The sequence below is a fragment of the Pseudomonas sp. GW821-FHT09C09 genome (assembly GCF_059418105.1).
Map to the genome: position 1 here is coordinate 487,950 of NZ_JBWKPF010000002.1, position 15,556 is coordinate 503,505.

A 15,556-nucleotide genomic window follows, 5' to 3' on the forward strand; every position below is an offset into this window, starting at 1 on the left:
TCTAGAAAGTGCTTCCTGCGCCCAGTGCGCATTGGCCGTCGAACAAGGCTGTACGGATCCGCTCTTTGTGAGCACCGCGATCGCCCCAGACCTTGTCCAGCGCCCAGGCGCGTTTCATGAACAGGTGCAGATCGACTTCCCACGTGTAGCCCATGGCGCCGTGGGCCTGAATAGTGTTTTTTGCGGCAAGCATGGCGGCTTCCGAGGCCGCCAGTTTCGCGTGGGAAACCAGCACCGAGCGGTTCGGCTGCTGTTCGGCGACAGCATAGGCCGCGCGATACAGCGGCCCCTTGGCGAACTCGATCTGCACCGCGACATTCGCCATCAAATGCTTGACCGCCTGAAACGACCCCACCGGTTTGCCGAACTGTTTGCGCTCGAAGGTGTAGTCCACCGCCAGATCGACCATGCGTTTGGCCAGCCCCAACATCTGCGCGGCACTGCCCAGCGCGCCACGATCAACCGCCTCCACCCACAGTCGCCGCCCCTGTTCGCCGGAGGCCACGCAGGTCGCAGGCGACGGAGTCCAGGAGACCTGGAACAACTGCCGAGCCGGATCGACCGACACGTTGCGGGTCAACTGCACCGCACCCGGTTCGACCGCATGCACCTCATCGCCATGAGCCAACAACAGCAGATCGGCGACATGGGCATCGCTGACCAGCGGATTACCCGGTTCGGCCACCGCCAGTCGTGCACTGCCTTCTGCGATACGCCCAAGCCAGTCCTGCTTGAGTGCCGCGTGGCGCTCATCAAGACCCGCGAGCAACGGCACACCCACCAGCATCGTCTCCACCAGCGGCTCGGGCAGTCCGGCATAGCCGCATTCCTGAGCGAGCAGCACGAAGTCCAGTTCACTCATGCCCATTCCGCCAAACGCTTCGGGAACGGTGAGTGCGGTCAGCCCCAACTCGACCAATTGCGCCCACAGCTCATCACTGCGCCCGCTCTCGGTCTGCCAGAGTTCGCGAATGCGTTCCGGCGTCACTTCGTTGATCAGAAAATGCCTGACGTTGTCCTGGAACAGCAGTTGGTCGCGGCTGAAATTAAAGTCCATGGTCTCTTCCTCAAGCACGCGGCATGCCGAGCATGCGTTCGGCAATGATGTTGCGCTGGATCTCGTTGGTGCCGGCGTAGATCGGCCCGGCCTGGGCAAACAGAAAACCTTCCAGCCAGTGACCGACATCGCCCGCCGCCGGGGCTTCAGGCAGCAGTTCGCCACGCAGGCCGAGAATGCTCATGGCGGTGTCGTGCATGCGCTGATCGAGCTCCGACCAGAAGATTTTGTTGGTCGAGGATTCCGGCCCGATCTTGCCGCCCTGCACCAGCTGCGACGCGGTGCGGTAGGTGTTGAGGGTGTAGGCCTCGGCGTCGAGCCAGGCGCGCATTACCGCCTCACCAATCGCCGGGTCGCGGTCGGCCTGCTCGCGATTGGCCTGATACAACTGCACCAGACGCCGGGCGGTTTCCTGAAAGCGTGCGGGGGAACGCAGCAGCAAACCGCGCTCGAAGCCGGCGGTGGACATCGCCACATGCCAGCCCATGCCCTCGCCGCCCAGCGCGTTTTCCACCGGGACCTTGACGTCGTCGAAGAAGATTTCGGCGAACCCGGGCAAGCCGTTGAGCTGAGGAATCGGCCGCACCGTGATTCCCGGCGTATCCAGCGGCAGAAGAATGAACGTCAGGCCATGATGACGTTGCGAGTTCGGATTGGTGCGGAAGATCCCGAACACCCAGTCGGCCCATACGGCGCGGGTCGACCAGGTCTTCTGGCCGTTGATGACGTAGTGATCGCCGACCCGTTCAGCCCGCGAACGGATCGCCGCCATGTCGGAACCCGCCCCCGGTTCGGACCAGGCCTGGGCCCAGATGTCCTCACCGGTGGCCATGCGCGGCAGAAAGCGCGCTTTCTGGGCTTCGCTGCCGTATTCCATCAGCGTCGGGCCGAGCAGGAAAATGCCGTTCTGATTGACCCGTGCAGGCGCCTCGGCGCGGTAATACTCCTCCTCGAAAATCAGCCACTCGATCAAGTCGCAACCGCGCCCGCCCAGCTCTACCGGCCAGGTGACCATGCCCCAGCGTCCGTCGTTGAGGCGGTTTTCCCAGGCTCGGTGTTGAGCAAAACCTTGCTCGGTGTCGAATGATTGCAGCGGCTCGCGCGGCACGTTGGCCGTCAGCCATGCCCGTGCTTCGGCGCGAAAGGCCTGTTGGGCCGGGGTATAAGTCAGATCCATGTGAGCACCTTCAGCCGTTGAACCGGGCATCACGTTTCTCGATGAACGAGTCCCGTGCTTCCTGTGAATCCAGTGAGCGATAGGCTTCAAGCGTGAAGCCCTGCTCCCAGCGATACTTGTCTTCCAGATTGCCGTCCTCGATGCCGTTCAGTGCTTCCTTGGCGAGGCTGATCATGGCCGGGCTCTTGGCCGCGATGGTACGGGCGATCTGCAACGCGGCTTCACGCAAGTCTTCGCGCTTGACCACGCGCTCCACTGCTCCGAGGCGCCAGGCTTCGGTCGCGTTGATCGGCTCGCCGGTGAAGTACATGTGCCGGACCTTCTGCACCGGGAACAACCGCTGCAAATGCGCGCCACCGCCCATGGCGCCCCGGTCAACTTCCGGAACGCCAAAAGTCGCGCACTCGGAGGCCACGACAATGTCGGCAGCGCCGCACAGACCGATGCCGCCGCCGAGCACAAAACCGTGCACCGCCACGATCACCGGTTTCGGGTTGCGGTGAATGGCCTTGAAACTGTCGTAGTTGCCCTTGTTGACCGCGACGATCAGGTTGCCGTCGGCGGCCAGTTCCTTGATGTCGACCCCGGCGCAGAAGCCGCGACCTTCGGCCCGGATCACGATGACCCGCACGCGACTGTCGGTTCCCAGCCCTTCGATTTCACGGGCGATATCGGCCCAGGTCCGGCAGTTGAAGGCGTTGACCGGCGGCTGGTTGAACACCAGTTCGGCAATGCCGTTATCGATACTGACGCTGAATGGCTGCATGTTTTTTCCTTTCACGACACGCGACGGCAGAGTTCGTCCAGACGCAATTCGGCGTCACGAACGATCTGCTCGATCAATTGGGCACAGCTCGGCAGGCTGTCGATGGAGGCCGCGACCTGCCCCGAAGGCAACACGCCTTCGGCGGGCAATCCGTCGACCATGGCTTTCTGGATGACCATCGGTGCGTTGGCGGCCATGATGCTTTGCGCGGCAGTCAGGTCTCCGCTGCTGCGCATTTTCAGAGCGCTGGAAAGCAACTGAGTCAAACTCATGCCGCTGAGGCGGCGGTAAGCCAGACCGCTGCGCACCGCGAGCACCCAGCGTTTGAACACGCCGCTGGTTTCCAGTCGGTCGAGCAATTCATTGCGGATCATGCGTTGCGGCATGCCGTCGATGGCGCGGCTGACGATGATCGCCGCCGGGTCCTTGATCGCCAGGTAACGCGCCAAGGTCTGCGCCGGCACCGGGCTTTCGGCACACATCAGAAACCGCGTGCCCATGGCAATGCCTTCGGCGCCATAAGCCAGCGCCGACACCAGCCCTCTGCCGTCCTTGAAACCGCCGGCCGCCACCACCGGAACCGACACTGCGTTGACCACCTGATCGAGCAGCAACGACGTCGGCACCGAACCGGTATGCCCCCCGCCCTCGCCGCCCTGTACGGTGACGGCATCGGCGCCCATTTCCACGGCTTTCTGCGCGTGTTTCAGCGCGCCCACCGTGGGAATGCACACCACACCGGCATTCTTCAGCCGCTGGATCATCTGCTTGCCGGGCGAACGGCTATAGCTGACCGCCCGCACTTTGTGGCGCAGCACCAACTCGACGATGTCGTCGGCGTTGGGCTGGTACATATGGAAATTGACCCCGAACGGCTGATCCGTCAGGCGCCGGGTTTCAAGAATCGCAGCCTCCATGTGCTGCGGTTCGATGGTCGCGCCGGCGAGAAAACCGAAGGCGCCGGCATTGCTGGTGGCGGCCACCAGTTTCGGGTCAGCCACCCAGCCCATCGCGGTCTGGATGATCGGATAACGGCAGCCGAGCAACTCGGTCAGCCGGGTATTCAAAGAGATCGCCATATTCACGCCCCACCTGTGGAGCGTTGCGAGCTGGCCATGGCCCTGGCGTCGTAACCACCGAGCCGGTCGCCGGACACCAGTTCGTTGTGGGCATGGGCGAAATGGTGCAGGCCGAAGACCATGTCCATGGTCGCGCGCTTGCCCATCAGGTCTTCGGCGTTGTTGACCGCCTGCTTGCTCAGTTGCAGGCCCAGGCGCGGCATCTGGGCGATGCGCCCGGCGATCTCGAGGGTTTCCTGTTCGAGGGATTCGCGAGTCACCACCCGATTGAGCATGCCCATCTGATAGGCGCGCGCCGCCGGCATGCGTTCGCCGAGGAACAGAAATTCCTTGGCGATACGCGGGTTCAGTTCATGCACATGGGCAAAATACTCGACCCCGGGAATGCCCATGCGCACCACCGGATCGGCAAAGTACGCATCCTCGCTGGCCACAATCAGGTCGCAGACCCACGCCAGCATCAGCCCGCCGGCAATGCACGCGCCCTGCACCATGGCGATGGTCGGCTTGGGCATGTCGCGCCAGCGCCGGCACATGCCCAGATAGACTTCCTGCTCCCGGGCGTAAAGAAACTCACCGCCGGGTTTGTTGGTGTGGTCGTACCAGAGACTCGCGCGGTCGAACGTCTTGTGAACGTCCCGCCCCGGCGTGCCAATATCATGCCCGGCGGAAAAGTGCTTGCCGGCCCCGCGCAGCACGATGACTTTCACCTCGTCGTCATCGCAGGCACGGCGAAACGCCGCGTCCAGCGCGTAGGTCATCTGCGAGTTCTGGGCATTGTGGTACTCGGGGCGATTCATGGTGACCAGCGCCACCTCCCCGCGTACCTCGTAGAGCACCACGTCGGCGGCATTATTATCGTTATGTTCAGCCATCACTTTTCTCCGAAACGGTGCGACTCAGCGCTGGCCCGGCGGGTTGTCTTTGAGCTGACTGGCGCGCAGGTTATGCGGGTCCAGTCGCCCGATCAGTTGCAACTGCTCGGCTGTGGGTGCCGCTGTCGTCGGGCAATCCTGTGGCACATGCAGCTCGAACCCGGTGTTGTCCTGCACCTGCTCGACGGTCACGCTGGGGTGCAGCGAACGGATGCGCACTTGCCGTTGCGGGCCGAGAAAATCCAGCACGCACAGATCAGTCACGATCAGGCGAATATCGATCTCGTCCAGCGACCAGCCCCGGGCCAGGCGCGCCGGGTTGTAGCCGACCGAGGCGACCATATCGACCTCGCCTTCGACGAACACCCGACGGTTGTGGCTGGGCACGCAGAACGAGTTGGCATGGCTGATCGAGTTACCGGGAAAGCCCCGCACGCCGAGCATTTGTGCCTTGGGTTTGGTGTAGTCACCGATGCAGGAAATGTTCGCCTGGCCGAAGCGGTCGATTTGCGTCGGGCCGACCAAAGCGTGGCGCTTGCCGCTCCAGACGTTGTCGAAAATCCGCGAAAAGCCCATCCAGCTGTCGCGCTTTGGCTCGTAGCCGTTGCGTGCGCCCAACGGCACCGGCTCGGCAACCATGTAAGCTTCGGAGTCGGTCATCAGCAATTGCGGATTGCTGGTCAGCATGCTCAATGAAGCGGCCAGTCGCGGAATCACTCCGATCCCGGTGGCAAGCACCTCGCCGTCATCGCACCAGGACTCGGAAGCGGCGCAGATCATCAGCTCGGCGAGGCTGTAAGTCGTTGCAGAAGTCGTCATGTCTAGGCTCGCTTAGTAGACCGGCAAAGGAAGCTTGCGGATGGCGTTCAGGCCGCCGACCTTGTCCAGATACTGTTCGTGGGTGCAGTCGACATAGTCGCGGACGTAGTCCTGCCAACCCTCGGCCGCCTGGGCAGACGCGTTGTAGGCCTTGAAATGCGCGACATCGAAGCCGTACAGCGGCGCGCAGGACGACGGGTGCGCACCGCCCGGCACGTGGGCAACGGCGGTGGTCAGGTTGCGTTCCCAGAACACCTGATGCGCCCGGGCCGGATCGGCATGGAAGTAGTCGCTGTCGACCAGTTCGTCACAGGTCACGTAACTGTGGGTCGCGGCGCGCACGAGCAAGTCGTCCATGTAGTGATCGGGACCGCTGATCTGGCACACACCGCGCACATCGGCGCGGTCGACGTGAATCAGCGCCGCATCGAGCTTGAGCGCCGGCATGGCGACCCATTGCTTGTTGTCGGCATAAGGCGAGTCGATCAACTTGATTTGCGGGTTGTGCTTCAGCACATCGGTGCCCAACCCCACGGCCGTCGGTATGAACGGCACCTTCATCGCAGCGGCACGCAGACCGAGCAAGAGCATGCCTTCATCGATTTCCATCACTTGCAGCGCCGCGTCCTGACGTGCCTTGCGGAAGTACGGTTCCAGCGGAATGAAATCCAGCGACACGAAGGCAAACACCAGTTTGCGAATCTTGCCGGCCGCGCAGAGCATGCCGACATCGGCGCCGCCATAGGCGACCAGAGTCAGGTCCTTGAGGTCCGAACGCAAAATCTCCCGCACCAGCGCCATGGGTTTGCGCCGCGGGCCCCAGCCACCGATGCCGATGGTCATGCCGTCACGCAGCTGGCCGACCATTTCGGCCGTGGTCATTCGCTTGTCCATCGTCGTATTCCTCATTGGCGACCGACACTGAAGTCATGGCCCCAGTGGCTGACCACGGTGCTTTCGAACGGCGTGTGCTGATCCCAATCGACCACCAGGCCATCGCAGCCGTATTCCAGGTCAAACCCGGACGGGGTCTTGATGTAGAACGAGATCATCTGGTCATTGGTGTGCTGGCCGAGGGTGGCGGACATCTTCACGCCGTTGGCCTGCACCCGGTCGAGGGCCCGACCCACTTCATCCAGGGCGTTGACCTCGACCATCATGTGCACGCAACCGTGAGGCATCGGGCACTCGAAAATCGCCAGCGAGTGGTGACGACCGTTGTTGCAATGCAGGAAGTGAATGCGTTTTTGCGGCTCGGCCGGATCCGGTGTGAAGCGGACTTTCATCAGGTCCGACAGGCCGAAACCGAGCACCTGTTCGTAGAAATCCCGGCAACGATCGAAGCTCGGCGCCGGCAGCACCACATGGCCCATGCCCAGTTCATTGGTGACGAAGCCCTTTACGCCGACCGGCGAAACGAAACGTGCGAAGTCCTGCAACGGGCCCCAGAACAGTTCGTGGCGGTTGCCATCCGGATCGCTGAAGTGCACCAGTTCCTGGACTTTACGGTCCCGGGCCTGAGCCTCGGTGCCACGGACGACTTGCACATCGGCACGTTCCAGCTCGCTGACCGCCTGTTCAAGCGCCGCTTTGCCCGACACTTCCCAACCGCAGGCGCCGAAGCCGTTCTCGGTGTTTTTCTCCACCAGAATCCGGTGGTGGCGTTCGTCCATTTTCAGGTACAGACGCTCATCGTCATTGCTGCCAGCAACCATCATGCCGAGCACCTGACTTGCGTACTGCCGCCACTGCGCCAGATCGCTGGATAACAGGGTGACGTAACCCAGACCACGGATATCCATGGATGCACTCCTCGTTGTTCTCAGGCCGAGCCGCCCGACGGCAAATGCCGGGGGGACTGTATCGAGGCCTATTCAAACGGGTTCGCAGAGGGGAAACATCGTCCAATGGGACTAGCGCAGCCCCGGAAAGCAGGCATAAAAAAACGGGCCTTGGGGACCCGTTGGAAATGGGGACTGGATTCCGTTCCAGCCCTTGATAACGCGCTGATGAATGGGGTTCACACCAACCCTGTGGGAGCGAGCTTGCTCGCGATAGCGGATTTTCAGTACCGAAGGTGTCGACTGACCCGACGCCATCGTCGGAACGCCGCCCGGAGCAAGCTCGCTCCCACAGGGGCACCTCCGTGTCAGGCCTTGCGGAAGTGCGGAATGACTTTCTCCCCAATATTCTTCAACGTCTCCAACTGCGCCCACTGCGGCACCGTGCCCATCTGGCAGATAAACAGAATCTCGTCGGCGCCTGCATCGATCAGCCGCTGCACATAACCGATGCAATCCTCAACGGTGCCGTAGGCATGGTTGGGGTTCATCATGGCCATGGTCGGGTCGGAGAAATCGACGCTGACCTCTTCCGAGGCAAACCGCGACTTGATCACGCTCTGGCCATTGCCATCGACGAACGTGTCATCCTTCCACTTTTCCGGGTCCGGACGCTCGCCGCCGCCGTACCAGTAACCCAGCGACTCCATGAAATAACGCTGGCCACGGATGCCGATGCGCCGCGCTTCTTCGTTGTTTTCCAGCACGATCGCCGGGCACAGCGCGGCGATGTGGCGGTTGGGACGGAAGCCCACCTGATGTTTCACGTCACGGTTATCCCAGGCCTGGTGATAGACCTCGACCTTCTTGGCGATCTCTTCCGGGCCGCCAAAACCCAGCACCAGTGCGCCCATGCCGCGACTGCCGGCCTTGTTCAGCGATTCGGTGTTGGTGCAGGCCAGGTACATCGGCGGGTGCGGATCCTGATAAGGCTTGGGGTGGATCGGCCGTTTCGGGATCTGCACAAAATCGCCCTGATGCTCGATCTCATCGAACACGAACATTTTCGGGATCAGATACATCATTTCGTCGATCTGCGGCTGCAACGTCGTCAGGTCATAGCCGAAGGTGCCGGCCTCCTGCTGGGTACCGCCCTTGCCGACGCCGAAGTGCACGCGCCCCTTGGACAGCAGGTCGAGGGTGGCGATGCGCTCGGCGACTTTGACCGGGTGGTTCATCGCCGGCGGCAGGCAGACCACGCCGTGGCCGATGCCGATCCGCTCGGTTTTACCGGCGACGAACGCCAGCATGGTTTCCGGGGCGGACATGTGCGAGTAGTTGCTGAGCGCTGTGTGCTCCACACACCAGAACGTATCGAAACCCAGTTTGTCGGCCAGCACGGCCTGTTCGACGGTGTCTTCGAAAATCTTGCGATCGCCCTCACGGCTGGAATCCACCGTCTGGGCTTCGTAAATCAGGGAAAATTTCATGGTTGATCCTTGTACTTGTTGGATGCGCAACCGGCGCGGGTGAGCGACGCCTTGGCGCTCATGCTCAGGGAAGGCCCGGGCGCCGGAATCCTGCAAACGGACTAGCCGATTCAGCGCAATGGGCTCAGAGGAAAAAGTCGTTGCTGTCCTGGCCCATGCTCACGGCGCCGAGGTTCCAGGCGTACTTCGCCGGGCTGTTGGCGACGTGGGCGCGACCGGTGTGAATGTCGCGAAAGGCGCGGTTGATCGGGTGGCTGCGGAAGATCGTCGAAGCGCCGCTGTTGAACATCAGCTCGCCCACTGCCTTGGCGCATTTGTCGGCGACCAACGCCGAGTCGTAACGCATCTTCACTCGCTCGGGCATGCTCAGCGGCTCGGCTTTTTGCGCCCGCTCCAGCATCAAGGCGAAGTTGCGATAGAGCACGGTCTTGCATTCGTCGACGCAGACCATGGCGTTGGACAGCGCCGATTGCGCCGCCGGGTCCTGGACCATCTTGCGTCCGTCATTGACCCCGACTCGCGCACGGTTGTGCTCGACAAACTGATCCACCGCGCCTTGCAGCGCACCGATGGCCGCCGACGACACGGCCCGCACGAAAATCTGCCCGAACGGCAGGCGAAACAGCGGCGCGGTGTTCACCGCATTCCCGGGGCTGTTCTGCATGAAACCGTCGAACGCCCGATGGGTGCGGTATTCGGGAACGAAGGCGTTCTCCACCAGGACATCGTGAGAACCGGTGGCTTCCAGCCCCATGACGTTCCAGTTATCGAGAATCCGGTAGTCACTACGCGGCACCAGGAACGTCCGGTAATCCGGCGCACCACCGGCCTCTTCCGCCGGCACCAGTGCCCCGAGAAACGCCCACTCGCAATGCTTACTGCCGGACGAAAAGCCCCAACGCCCGCTGAGCCTGAATCCGCCCTCCACCCGTTCGACCTTGCCCACCGGCATATAGGAAGAAGAAATCAGCACGCTGGAATCATCGCCCCAGACATCCTGCGCCGCACGGTCATCGAACAGCGCCATCTGCCAGTTATGAATTGCCACGACGCCAAGCACCCAGGCCGAAGACATGCAGCCCTCGGCGAGGGTCATCTGCACTTCGAAGAAATCCTTGGGCTCCAGCTCATAGCCTTCCCAACGTGCCGGCTGCAGGATGCGGAAGAACCCCGCGTCCTGGAAATCCTTCAGGGTTTCTTCCGGCAACTGGCCGGCGTGCGCGGCGTCGAGGGCGCGCTCACGCAGAATCGGTACCAGCTCGCGGGCACGCTGGCTCAGACGCTGGCGAATCAGGTCTTGGTTGAGCATTTTTATTGTTCTCCATTGTTCACCCCGTCCGCCGGGGCGCGCGTGCAGCGAGGCACGTGCCGCACTTGCGGTGCCTGCCTCCTGTGCGGCATTCAAACAATGTGAAAAGCGCCGGGCATCCCTCAAACGGACCATGTCGGCGATGATCCGAAGCACGTACGCAGCCCACCCAAAGGCCTAGTCCCCTCGGACGATGCTGCACAGGCACGCCAGCGCAAAAATCCATCGCACTCCAGTACAACCACAGGACGAGTGCGATGAACGACGACAATCTGAAAGCCGACATGCTCCAGGCCATGCGCCGTCTGGCCAAGTCAGTCACCATCATCAGTACCAGCAACGGCTCCGAGCGTTTCGCCATGGCCGCCACGGCGGTGGATTCCCTCAGCACCGAGCCGCCATCGCTGCTGATCTGCGTGAACAAGACCGCCTCTTCCCACGCGGCGCTGGCCACCGGCGCGGACTTCTGCGTGAACATTCTTGGCGTCGAACAACAAGGTCTGGCCCATCGCTGCAGCGGTTCGATCAAGGGCGAAGCGCGCTTCGATCAGGGCAACTGGCTGACCAGTCCCGGCGGCATTCCGTACCTGAGTGACGCCCAGTCGGCGATCCTCTGCCGTCAGGACGGCCACTTCAGCTATGGCACCCACACCGTGTTCATCGGGCGCATCCTGCAAATCCACACCAGTGACACCATCACTCCGCTGGTCTACCTCGACGGCAGCTACACCACCACCGCCAACCCGGCATCTGCCTTTGCTGCTGCGGGCTGAGGCCGGGCCATGGACGCTCAACAACAGTTGTCGCCATTGCGCGTGAACAGCGCCGAGCAGTTGGACTGGGACGATCACTGCGATTTGCTGGTGGTCGGGTTTGGTGGTGCCGGCGTCTGCGCGGCGATTGAAGCCGCCAGTCGCGGGCTGTCGGTGTTGGCACTGGATCGCTTCGCCGGCGGCGGCGCTACGGCCATCAGCGGTGGTGTGGTGTATGTCGGGGGCGGCACGCCGTATCAGCGCCAGGCCGGTTACGACGACAGCCACGACGCAATGTTCAACTACCTGCGCCAGGAAGTCGGCGAGGCCGTGAGCCCGCAGACCCTGCGCGGTTTCTGTGAAGGCAGTTGCGAGCAACTGGCCTGGCTCGAACGCCAGGGCGTGGCATTCGAATCCAGCGTGCCACCACACAAGACGTCCTACCCGAGTGACCAGTTTTACCTTTATTACTCCGGCAACGAAGCCGTCCCGGCCTACGCCGCGATCGCCAAACCGGCACCGCGCGGCCATCGCACCAAAGGCCCCGGCCTGTCGGGCGCAAGCCTGTTCGCCCCGCTGAAAGCCAGCGCCTTGCGCCTCGGCGCACGCCTGCGCAGCCAGTGCGAAGTCCGGCGTCTGGTGATCGATGCCAATGACCGCGTGGTCGGCGTCGAAGCCTGGCAGTTGCCACCGGGGAGTCGGGCAGCGAGGCAACATGCCCGCTTGTCACACTGGGCCACGGCGATTCACATGTACGCGCCGGCAGTGGCCGATCGGTTGCGCGCTCGCTTGCGGCGCATCGAACTCGCCAGTGCCGAACGCCAGTTGATTCGCGCCGACCAGGCCGTGCTGCTGAGCGGCGGCGGTTTCATCTTCAACCGCGATTGGGTGCGTCAGCATGCGCCGCGTTATCTGCCCGGTCTGCCGCTGGGCACCACCGGTTGCAACGGCAGCGGCATCGCCCTGGGCCAAAGTGCCGGCGGCCGCGTGGCGCGGATGGATAAAGTCAGCGCCTGGCGTTTCATCAACCCGCCGCTGGCCTGGGCCCGGGGCCTGATCGTCAATGCCCGTGGCGAGCGCTACGCCAATGAAGAAATCTACGGCGCGACCCTCGGCCATTCGATGGTGGAAGAGCAGGACGGTCGCGCCATCCTGATTCTCGACCGGGCGCTGGTACGCGAAGCGCTGCGACAAGTTGGTCCGGGCAAAGTCTGGGCCTTCCAGCGTTTGCCGGTGCTGCTCAATCTGCTGTTCAACGCCAGGCGCAGCCGCAACCTCGCGGATCTGGCCAAGCGTTGCGGCTTACCGCCTGACAACCTGCAACGTACCGTGAACACCTACAGCCGCGCCGCACGCGGGGACATCGTCGATCCGTTCGGCAAATCGCAAGCGATGCTCGCCGACATGGATCAGGGCCCGTGGTACGCCCTCGACCTGTCCTTCGCCAGCCGCCTCTTCCCCTGCCCCGTCATCACCCTCGGCGGGCTGAAAGTCTGCGAAACCAGCGGTCAGGTGCTGAACCACGCCGATCAGCCGATTGCCGGCCTGTACAGCGCCGGGCGCAACGCGGTCGGGGTCGCTTCCAATCTGTATGTCTCGGGCCTGTCCCTGGCCGATTGCATTTATTCCGGCCGGCGCGCCGCCGCCCACGTGGCCGAACAACTTGCTGCTCAAACCACACGCTCAGGAGAACAACAATGCAACGTGTAGAAGGCAAAGTCTGCATCATCACCGGCGCCGCCAGCGGCATCGGTCGCGAAGACGCCCTGCTGCTGGCCCGCGAAGGTGCCAGGGTGGTGCTGACCGATCTCAACGAAAGCGCCGGCCGTGAAGTGGCCGCGCAAATCGGCAGCAACGCGCTGTTCATCCGTCACGACATCGCCAGCGAAAGCGACTGGCAGAACGTGATCAAGACCACCCTGGAACACTTCGGCCGCCTCGACGTGCTGGTCAACAACGCCGCCATCCTGGCGTTGGGCAGCATCGAAGACACCACGCTGGAGCTGTGGCAGAAGGTGCAGAAAATCAACGGCGACGGCTACTTCCTCGGCTGCAAGTACGCGATCCAGGCGATGAAGGAAACCGGCGGCGGTTCGATCATCAACATGTCGTCGGTGGCGGCGCTAGGCGCGATGCCGATGTTCTGCGCCTATTCGGCGTCCAAAGGCGCGGTGGCGGCGATGACCCGCTCGATTGCCCTGCACTGCAAACAACAGGGTTACCGCATTCGCTGCAACAGCGTGCACCCGGACGGCGTCAACACGCCGATGACCCAGGCCCTCACCGGTGGTGTGGCGATCAACCAGCAAGACCTCGATCAGGACCCCATGAACCGCATGTGTGCGCCGGCCGATATCGCCAATGTGGTGCTGTTCCTCGCCACCGACGAGTCGCGATTCGTCAACGGTGCCGAGATCCGCGTCGACAACGCCCAACTGATCAGCGGGCTCTGAGGCCGAGGTGAACATGGGCACGCAACAACAGAACCTGACACCGGCCCAGGCCACGGCAGCCAGCCATTCCTTGCAAGTGTGCGCGGTGATTGATGAAACCACCGATGCCCGCTCGCTGGTGCTGGACATCCCGCCAGACCTGCGTGAGCGCTTTGCCTATAAACCGGGGCAGTTCCTGACGTTTCGCGTGCCCTGTGCCGGCAAACTGCTGACCCGCTGCTATTCCATGGCCAGTTCGCCGCTGACCGACGAGCGACCCAAAGTCACGGTGAAACGGGTCGAGGGCGGTCGGGTGTCAAACTGGATGAACGAGGTGAAGGTCGGTGACTGGCTGGAAGTATTGCCGCCGGCCGGGCATTTCTGCCTCGATGAGCATCAACCGGATGACGACAAACCTTTGGTGCTGTTCGGCGGCGGATCGGGCATCACCCCGGTGTTTTCCATTCTGAAATCGACGCTGCAGCGCAGCCGCCGGCCGATCAAGTTGATCTACGCCAATCGCGATGAAGCGTCGGTGATTTTCAAGGATGAGCTGCGGCAACTGGCCCAGGCCCATCCGGAACAACTGCAAGTGGTACACGCGCTCGACTCGGTGCAAGGTTTCCTGACCGCCGCCCAAGTGCGCCATTTGCTGAAAGGGTCTGCCGGCGGCGATTACTTTATCTGCGGCCCGGGTCCGTTCATGGACACCGTCGAACGGACGTTGCTGGAGCTGGGCGAAGCCGCTGAACGCATCCATGTCGAGCGCTTCGTCTCGCCGCCCGATCCCGACGAATTGCTGGCGGAAGAAGCCGCCGCCCGGCAAGCCTCCCTCGCCTCGCGCTGCGAATCGCTGGTGATCGTGCTCGACGGTCAGCAACACGAAATTGCCTGTCAGCCCGGCGATACCCTGCTGCAAAGCTGCAAGGCCGCCGGCCTCGATGTGCCCTCTTCCTGTGAAGAAGGTTTTTGCGGCGCCTGCATGTGCGTGGTCGAGGAAGGCGAAACCCACATGGCCCGCAACGACGTGCTCAGCCCCCGAGAACTGGCCGAAGGCTGGACCCTGGCCTGTCAAAGCCGCCCGGGCGGTGCGCGGGTGCGCTTGAAGTTCCCGGATTGAGCGCCCGTCGACAATAGTCTCAACGGACGATCTCCCGGATGCGATCTGCAGTTAGACTCGGCCAGCCCATTGGCCCAAAAACAATAAAAGAGGTGCAGTTATGGCTCGTTTGCAAAACAAGGTCGCGGTGGTTACCGGCGGCGCATCGGGGATCGGCCTGGCGTGCGTGCGGCGCTTTGCCGCCGAAGGCGCGCAGGTTGTGGGCCTGGACATCGGCAACGCCCCGGCGGACTTTCCGGGCCTGTTCATGACCCTGGATGTGCGCGATGAAGCGCAGGTGCAACAGGTCATGCAGGAAGTCATCAACCATTTCGGCCACATCGATGTACTGGTCAACGCGGCCGGCGTCGCCGACCAGGGCAGCGTCACCCAGACCAGCACCGCCAACTGGCAACGGGTGCTGGACATCAACCTGACCGGCAGCATGCTCACCAGCAAATATGCGCTGGCTTCGATGGAGCCCCGGCGCAGCGGCTCGATCATCAACATCGGCTCGATCTTCGGCCTGCAGGGTTGCGACGGCAACGTTGCGTACAACGTGTCCAAGGGCGGCATCAACCAGTTGACGCGTTCGATGGCGATCGACTTCGGTTACGCCAATATTCGCGTCAACGGCCTGTGCCCCGGCCTGATCGAAACCCCGATGACCAGCATGGTCCGCGAGCACGAAGCCTTCCACGCCTTCTTCGCCTCGCAACACATGCTCAATCGCTCCGGGCAGCCGGAAGAAGTGGCCAACGTCGCGCTGTTCTTGGCCTCGGACGAAGCGTCCTTTGTCAGCGGCCAGATGATCGCCGTGGACGGCGGTTTCTCCGCCGGCCGCCGCTTCGCCCCGCCCGCCGCCTGATTTTCCTTGCCGGGCGCCTGCCCGGCACACCCCTTTCTTCCGCACCTGTCCT

At 62.9% G+C, this 15,556-nt stretch carries 15 protein-coding genes; 5 read left to right on the forward strand and 10 right to left on the reverse strand.

All coding sequences use genetic code 11. The features are described from left to right. Position 1: 1 nt before the first annotated feature. The 10 genes from AC07NR_RS07215 to AC07NR_RS07260 all read right to left on the reverse strand — a co-directional run bounded on the left by AC07NR_RS07215 (position 2) and on the right by AC07NR_RS07260 (position 10,353). Positions 2 to 1,057, reverse strand: coding sequence for an acyl-CoA dehydrogenase family protein (locus AC07NR_RS07215; RefSeq protein WP_495078194.1), 1,056 nt, complete (start codon positions 1,055 to 1,057; stop codon positions 2 to 4). 10 nt (positions 1,058 to 1,067) lie between these two features. Beyond that, entirely contained in the window at positions 1,068 to 2,234 is a 1,167-nt protein-coding gene (locus tag AC07NR_RS07220) for an acyl-CoA dehydrogenase family protein (protein ID WP_495078195.1), read from the reverse strand. Between the two features lie 10 nt (positions 2,235 to 2,244). Beyond that, positions 2,245 to 3,000 (reverse strand): enoyl-CoA hydratase family protein, encoded by a 756-nt coding sequence (locus AC07NR_RS07225; RefSeq protein WP_495078196.1) that lies wholly within the window; start codon positions 2,998 to 3,000, stop codon positions 2,245 to 2,247. Between the two features lie 11 nt (positions 3,001 to 3,011). Then, positions 3,012 to 4,079, reverse strand: a complete 1,068-nt coding sequence (locus tag AC07NR_RS07230; RefSeq protein ID WP_495078197.1) for an NAD(P)H-dependent flavin oxidoreductase — start codon at positions 4,077 to 4,079, stop codon at positions 3,012 to 3,014. A 2-nt stretch (positions 4,080 to 4,081) separates the two neighbouring features. Beyond that, on the reverse strand, positions 4,082 to 4,954 hold the full coding sequence (locus AC07NR_RS07235) for an enoyl-CoA hydratase (protein ID WP_248739732.1): 873 nt from the start codon (positions 4,952 to 4,954) through the stop codon (positions 4,082 to 4,084). 24 nt (positions 4,955 to 4,978) lie between these two features. After that, a complete protein-coding gene (locus tag AC07NR_RS07240) occupies positions 4,979 to 5,773 on the reverse strand; it encodes a CoA-transferase subunit beta (RefSeq protein WP_495078198.1) in 795 nt (264 codons plus the stop codon). Between the two features lie 12 nt (positions 5,774 to 5,785). Beyond that, positions 5,786 to 6,667: a CoA transferase subunit A gene (locus AC07NR_RS07245; protein WP_495078199.1), complete on the reverse strand. Its 882-nt coding sequence runs from the start codon at positions 6,665 to 6,667 to the stop codon at positions 5,786 to 5,788. Positions 6,668 to 6,678: 11 nt separating this feature from the next. Next, positions 6,679 to 7,575: a VOC family protein gene (locus AC07NR_RS07250; RefSeq protein WP_495078200.1), complete on the reverse strand. Its 897-nt coding sequence runs from the start codon at positions 7,573 to 7,575 to the stop codon at positions 6,679 to 6,681. A 347-nt stretch (positions 7,576 to 7,922) separates the two neighbouring features. Next, entirely contained in the window at positions 7,923 to 9,044 is a 1,122-nt protein-coding gene (locus AC07NR_RS07255; protein ID WP_495078201.1) for an LLM class flavin-dependent oxidoreductase, read from the reverse strand. 124 nt (positions 9,045 to 9,168) lie between these two features. Further along, positions 9,169 to 10,353 (reverse strand): acyl-CoA dehydrogenase family protein, encoded by a 1,185-nt coding sequence (locus AC07NR_RS07260; protein WP_495078202.1) that lies wholly within the window; start codon positions 10,351 to 10,353, stop codon positions 9,169 to 9,171. Positions 10,354 to 10,610: 257 nt separating this feature from the next. Between AC07NR_RS07260 and AC07NR_RS07265 the strand changes: the two genes are divergently transcribed. The 5 genes from AC07NR_RS07265 (at position 10,611) to AC07NR_RS07285 (ending at position 15,504) form a co-directional block, all read left to right on the forward strand. Then, positions 10,611 to 11,126: a flavin reductase family protein gene (locus tag AC07NR_RS07265; RefSeq protein WP_248739738.1), complete on the forward strand. Its 516-nt coding sequence runs from the start codon at positions 10,611 to 10,613 to the stop codon at positions 11,124 to 11,126. Positions 11,127 to 11,135: 9 nt separating this feature from the next. Beyond that, positions 11,136 to 12,815 carry an FAD-binding protein gene (locus AC07NR_RS07270; RefSeq protein WP_495078203.1) on the forward strand — a complete coding sequence of 560 codons (1,680 nt, stop codon included), beginning with the start codon at positions 11,136 to 11,138 and terminating at the stop codon, positions 12,813 to 12,815. Next, positions 12,803 to 13,558 carry a glucose 1-dehydrogenase gene (locus AC07NR_RS07275; protein ID WP_495078204.1) on the forward strand — a complete coding sequence of 252 codons (756 nt, stop codon included), beginning with the start codon at positions 12,803 to 12,805 and terminating at the stop codon, positions 13,556 to 13,558. Before AC07NR_RS07270 ends, AC07NR_RS07275 begins: the two co-directional genes overlap by 13 nt. Before the next feature lie 13 nt (positions 13,559 to 13,571). Further along, a complete protein-coding gene (locus tag AC07NR_RS07280; protein WP_495078205.1) occupies positions 13,572 to 14,657 on the forward strand; it encodes a 2Fe-2S iron-sulfur cluster-binding protein in 1,086 nt (361 codons plus the stop codon). Between the two features lie 100 nt (positions 14,658 to 14,757). Next, positions 14,758 to 15,504 carry an SDR family NAD(P)-dependent oxidoreductase gene (locus tag AC07NR_RS07285; protein ID WP_495078206.1) on the forward strand — a complete coding sequence of 249 codons (747 nt, stop codon included), beginning with the start codon at positions 14,758 to 14,760 and terminating at the stop codon, positions 15,502 to 15,504. Positions 15,505 to 15,556 lie beyond the last annotated feature (52 nt).

What these genes read in the sequence shown, in the direction of transcription:
- AC07NR_RS07275 (WP_495078204.1), top strand. Translation starts at nt 12,803, where the DNA reads ATGCAACGTGTAGAAGGCAAAGTCTGCATCATCACCGGCGCCGCCAGC.
- AC07NR_RS07240 (WP_495078198.1), bottom strand. Translation starts at nt 5,773, where the DNA reads ATGACGACTTCTGCAACGACTTACAGCCTCGCCGAGCTGATGATCTGC.
- AC07NR_RS07255 (WP_495078201.1), bottom strand. Translation starts at nt 9,044, where the DNA reads ATGAAATTTTCCCTGATTTACGAAGCCCAGACGGTGGATTCCAGCCGT.
- AC07NR_RS07280 (WP_495078205.1), top strand. Translation starts at nt 13,572, where the DNA reads ATGGGCACGCAACAACAGAACCTGACACCGGCCCAGGCCACGGCAGCC.
- AC07NR_RS07265 (WP_248739738.1), top strand. Translation starts at nt 10,611, where the DNA reads ATGAACGACGACAATCTGAAAGCCGACATGCTCCAGGCCATGCGCCGT.
- AC07NR_RS07260 (WP_495078202.1), bottom strand. Translation starts at nt 10,353, where the DNA reads ATGCTCAACCAAGACCTGATTCGCCAGCGTCTGAGCCAGCGTGCCCGC.
- AC07NR_RS07215 (WP_495078194.1), bottom strand. Translation starts at nt 1,057, where the DNA reads ATGGACTTTAATTTCAGCCGCGACCAACTGCTGTTCCAGGACAACGTC.
- AC07NR_RS07225 (WP_495078196.1), bottom strand. Translation starts at nt 3,000, where the DNA reads ATGCAGCCATTCAGCGTCAGTATCGATAACGGCATTGCCGAACTGGTG.
- AC07NR_RS07270 (WP_495078203.1), top strand. Translation starts at nt 11,136, where the DNA reads ATGGACGCTCAACAACAGTTGTCGCCATTGCGCGTGAACAGCGCCGAG.
- AC07NR_RS07235 (WP_248739732.1), bottom strand. Translation starts at nt 4,954, where the DNA reads ATGGCTGAACATAACGATAATAATGCCGCCGACGTGGTGCTCTACGAG.
- AC07NR_RS07245 (WP_495078199.1), bottom strand. Translation starts at nt 6,667, where the DNA reads ATGGACAAGCGAATGACCACGGCCGAAATGGTCGGCCAGCTGCGTGAC.
- AC07NR_RS07220 (WP_495078195.1), bottom strand. Translation starts at nt 2,234, where the DNA reads ATGGATCTGACTTATACCCCGGCCCAACAGGCCTTTCGCGCCGAAGCA.
- AC07NR_RS07285 (WP_495078206.1), top strand. Translation starts at nt 14,758, where the DNA reads ATGGCTCGTTTGCAAAACAAGGTCGCGGTGGTTACCGGCGGCGCATCG.
- AC07NR_RS07250 (WP_495078200.1), bottom strand. Translation starts at nt 7,575, where the DNA reads ATGGATATCCGTGGTCTGGGTTACGTCACCCTGTTATCCAGCGATCTG.
- AC07NR_RS07230 (WP_495078197.1), bottom strand. Translation starts at nt 4,079, where the DNA reads ATGGCGATCTCTTTGAATACCCGGCTGACCGAGTTGCTCGGCTGCCGT.